The sequence below is a fragment of the Halobacillus sp. BBL2006 genome, assembly GCF_000786645.1.
In the GTDB taxonomy this organism is placed as follows: Bacteria; Bacillota; Bacilli; order Bacillales; family Halobacillaceae; genus Halobacillus.
The window spans coordinates 1-3,170 of record NZ_JRNX01000037.1 but is presented as its reverse complement, the minus strand read 5'-3'; the positions used below and the strand labels follow the sequence as shown (position 1 = coordinate 3,170).

The following is a 3,170-nucleotide window of genomic DNA, read 5'->3' as shown; positions in this document are numbered from 1 at the left end:
ATTTACAGTAATAAAATTTATGATGAACTGATCGCGGATGATGCGAAGGCCGAGCTTTACTTGATCGATCGCGAATCGCGGGAAACGGATACAGAAGAAAATGAAGAATACAAGGATCTTGAGAAAGCACAGTTGGAAGCGAGAGCCTACGGGAAGAAAATTCGCAAGTGGCTTGGACACGAGGGAGAACCTCCGATGCAGGTGGTCGACAAAGAGACGGGCACGAAACGAACCATCCAGTATCGCGACATCGTCATCTTGATGCGCTCGATGACCTGGGCACCGACGATTGTCGATGAATTGAAACAACAAGGAATTCCTGTTTATGCTGAGCTTTCAACAGGTTACTTCGAAGCGATTGAGATTAAGGTCCTCCTTAGTTTACTCAAGGTCATTGACAATCCGATGCAGGATATTCCGCTCGCTTCCGTGCTCAAGTCTCCGATTGTAGGACTGAATGAAGATGAACTTGCTACCTTACGATTATCTAAAAAGCGGGTCAGCTATTATGAAGCGCTTAAGAACTTTCGTAATGCAGATGAACTTGGTCGCAAGGTAAACGACTTTTTACAAATGCTGCAAAGCTTTCGGGAACGTGCCAGGCAGGGGGCCCTCTCCGAGCTGATTTGGGATATTTATCGAGAGACGGGTTACTATGATTTTGTCGGTGGAATGCCTGGAGGACGGCAACGACAGGCGAATTTAAGAGCCTTATATGACAGGGCAAGGTCTTATGAGTCCACGTCTTTTCGTGGATTGTTCCGCTTCCTTCGTTTCATTGAAAGAATCGAAGAGCGAGGCGATGACCTGGGGGCTGCCCGTGCTCTTGGAGAACAGGAGGATGTCGTCCGGATCATGACGATCCATAAGAGTAAAGGACTGGAATTTCCTGTTGTTTTATTAGGCGCAATGGATAAACAATTCAATATGATGGACCTGAGAAACCGTTACTTGCTCCATAAAGATTACGGTTTCGGATCAAGGTATATTAACCCGGAAAAACGTCTGATGTATCCGACGCTCGCTTACCATGCGCTGAAGCAAGCGAAGAAAAGAGAGTTGCTCGCCGAAGAGATGCGTGTTTTATACGTTGCGTTGACAAGGGCTAAGGAAAAGCTCGTCATGATCGGAAATGTAGCTTCGTTCGAGAAGAAGCAAGAGAAGTGGCAATCATTTGCGGATACACAAGGATGGGTGCTTCCGCCGCATGAGCGTTTGGATGCGAAATCCTATTTGGACTGGGTCGGTCCTGCTTTGATCCGCCACCAGCATGCAGAAAATCTGCGAGGTGAAATACAAGTGGAGACCGCAGAAGAGATTCAGAAGGACGAATCGGAGTGGCAAGTGGAGATTGCGCATGGCAGTGAATTTGCAAAACTCGATGAGATGAAAGAACACCGGGATGAGCAGCTGCAAAAGGCGGTAAAAGAGTGGACGCCTGTAACGATTGAAGAGGAACATGACCCGAGCATAGTGGATCGCTTAAATTATGTATATCCACATGTGAAAGCTGCTCAATCAAGGGCGAAGCAAACCGTTACGGAAATCAAACGGCAGCGGGAAACGAAGGATGAATATTCGAGTGATCAGCTGCTTGTCCCTTATCGTGCACCAATTGTAAAGCGGCCACGTTTCATGCAGCAGGATAAACAATTGACGGCAACAGAGAAAGGGAGTGCCATGCACACTGTTATGCAGCACATTCCTTTTACTCATGAAATGGCCGCTTCTGATGTGGAAGAGTTTGTCGAGCATCTCGTCATGAAGGAAATTCTTCTTAAAGACGAAGCAGATGTCATTGATGTCGATTCGATTGCTTCTTTTTTCAAAACGGAGATTGGAAAGCTCGTCATAGAAGCGGACAAGGTCGAGCGCGAAGTACCGTTCAGTTTAACTCTTCCTGCTCACGAAGTTTATAACCATTGGAAAGAATCTACAGACGAACAAGTATTTATCCAAGGGGTGATTGATGCGATGATTCCTTACGAAGATGGCTGGATGATTTTAGATTATAAATCAGATCAGCTTCCGGAAGGGAAAGAATCGCTGGAGCTCGTTTTACGTGAACGTTATCAGACGCAGATCCAATTGTATAAGATAGCCCTTGAAAAGATATGGAAAGAGCCTGTCCGGAGAAGCAGTCTCTATTTCTTCAATGGGTCTTTACTGGTGGAGGTCGGCAATGATGGTAGAAGTGTGTGATCTTTGTGGCCGTTCTCCTGTAAAAACGACGGAACACCATCTCGTACCGAAACAATATGGAGGAGCAGAGGGACAGACAGCCATGCTGTGCAGTGCCTGCCACCACCAGATCCATGCACTTTTCAAGAATGAAGAACTGGCGGCGTTTTATCACACACTGGAACGTTTGAAGGACCATCCGGATATGAGGAAATATATGAAATGGGTGAAAAAGCAGGATCCCGAAAAGAAAATTACGACAAGAAAGTCCAATCGAAGAAAAGGGAAATAAGCAAAATCCCCCCTGGCAGATCTGCCCCAGGGGGGATTTGCTTATTCATGGAAAAGTCCATCAGGGTGGTTGCACCCTGAGTCTCAATAAAAAACGCCTTAAGCATTAGCGGTAACATTCTGATCGTTGACATCAGGGTCGAATGGATTTGTAGAACTGAGCCCATTATTCGTGATAATCCAGTTTCCTGTATTCAAAGCTCCCGATCCTGCATTTGTTTTTCCAGTGCTTTTTGGAGAAAGATAAAAAGAGTCTCCGAAGTTGACGACTCCACCGCCCACGTTATTAATACTGACGCCTCCGACGAGGGATGGCATAATAATTGCCTCCTTTAAAGGATACGTGCGATTCATACATATAGTAACAACATATGCGCACGAACTTACATTTGTTCGTCTTCCTGTAACAATCGGAAGTGTTTCGTCCAGTTTTTTGAAACGATATGATCGATGCCTCCAATTTGAAATACGCCTGCAGTCGAAATCCCTATTATTTCAATATCATCGACTACAATAGGATTATTCTGATAGGAATACGTATTGATGGTAATAGGCGGAAGAGGAGTGGAGGATTCCCTAAAAAAAATATCATAATCTTCGAATTTAAATGTGCCTGGAATGTAGTCTGTACCTTCTTTTTGCACGGCTAGAATTCTCGAGGTAGGCGCGGCCCGATAAACGTCTCCAATGGTGAAAAC

4 protein-coding genes are annotated in these 3,170 nt (G+C 45.4%); 2 read left to right on the top strand and 2 right to left on the bottom strand.

Annotated features, from left to right (window positions below; all coding sequences use genetic code 11):
• Both addA and LD39_RS01595 read left to right on the top strand, forming a co-directional pair.
• On the top strand, positions 1-2,202 hold a 2,202-nt coding region (addA, locus tag LD39_RS01600), incomplete at its 5' end, for a helicase-exonuclease AddAB subunit AddA (RefSeq protein ID WP_035542167.1).
• Complete coding sequence (locus LD39_RS01595; protein ID WP_035542170.1) at positions 2,186-2,473, top strand: hypothetical protein; 288 nt, start codon at positions 2,186-2,188, stop codon at positions 2,471-2,473. The genes addA and LD39_RS01595, both read left to right, overlap by 17 nt.
• 98 nt (positions 2,474-2,571) lie before the next feature.
• Here the strand turns inward: LD39_RS01595 and LD39_RS01590 are convergent, their stop codons facing one another.
• Both LD39_RS01590 and LD39_RS01585 read right to left on the bottom strand, forming a co-directional pair.
• Complete coding sequence (locus tag LD39_RS01590) at positions 2,572-2,790, bottom strand: spore germination protein (RefSeq protein WP_035542164.1); 219 nt, start codon at positions 2,788-2,790, stop codon at positions 2,572-2,574.
• A gap of 65 nt (positions 2,791-2,855) precedes the next feature.
• Positions 2,856-3,170, bottom strand: a 315-nt coding sequence (locus LD39_RS01585; RefSeq protein ID WP_035542161.1) for a spore germination protein GerPE, incomplete at its 5' end; no start/stop codon positions are given.

Coding starts and splice junctions, on each gene's coding strand:
- LD39_RS01595 (WP_035542170.1), top strand. CDS start 2,186: ATGGTAGAAGTGTGTGATCTTTGTGGCCGTTCTCCTGTAAAAACGACG.
- LD39_RS01590 (WP_035542164.1), bottom strand. CDS start 2,790: ATGCCATCCCTCGTCGGAGGCGTCAGTATTAATAACGTGGGCGGTGGA.